The 760-nt window shown below is 53.7% G+C and carries 1 pseudogene; it reads right to left on the reverse strand.

The annotated features are described in order from the left end of the window. Positions 1–682, reverse strand: a pseudogene (locus tag FCN80_RS26200) (transposase); the annotation flags it as partial. Positions 683–760: the final 78 nt, after the last annotated feature.

Raw genomic sequence — 760 nt, forward strand, 5'->3', positions numbered from 1 at the left:
CCGTTATGTTCACGCTGCGGACGTTGTGGTTTGTCGTGCAACAGTAAAAGGCTGTTCTCGCTCATCACACGATAAACGCGTTTGGCATTCACAAGAGGAAGCCCTTCATTACGCGACTGTCTACGCAGTACCGCCCACACCCGTCGATAGCCATAACCCGGCATATCGCTGATAATGGTGAGGATACGCGTCAGCAGCTCTGCATCGGCGACCTCGTTACGCCTGCTACAGCGCCCGTCCTGCCAGCCAGCAGGACGATTGACCCGAAGGGATAACTGCGCACGCGACACGCCTAAAGCCCGGCTGACCTGTGCTATTCCTTGTCCTTTGGCAACAAGGGCGCATGCGCTATCCATTTTCGCGACTGGCCGTACTCCACCGCTTCTTTCAGGATCTCGTTCTCCATCGTCTTCTTACCCAGAAGACGCTGAAGTTCCCTGATTTGTTTCAGGGCGGCGGAGAGTTCAGATGCCGGAACGACTTCTTCTCCGGCAGCCACCGCGGTAAGACTGCCTTCCTGATACTGCTTCTTCCACTTAAACAGCAGGCTGGGCTGAATCCCATGCAGTCGAGCTACATGGGATACCGACATTCCCGGCTCCATCGACTGCTGAATAATGGCGACCTTTTCCTGAGGTGTTTTGCGCCGACGCGCTTCCTGACCCAACAATATTCCGGTCATCTCAAAATTAGCGTTAGTGTTAGACATGTATCCAAGCCTATCTCTTAAGTTAAGAGACTTCTACTGTCTGGTTTCGCA

The sequence above is a fragment of the Martelella alba genome (genome assembly GCF_005217455.1).
Lineage (GTDB): Bacteria > Pseudomonadota > Gammaproteobacteria > Enterobacterales > Enterobacteriaceae > Acerihabitans.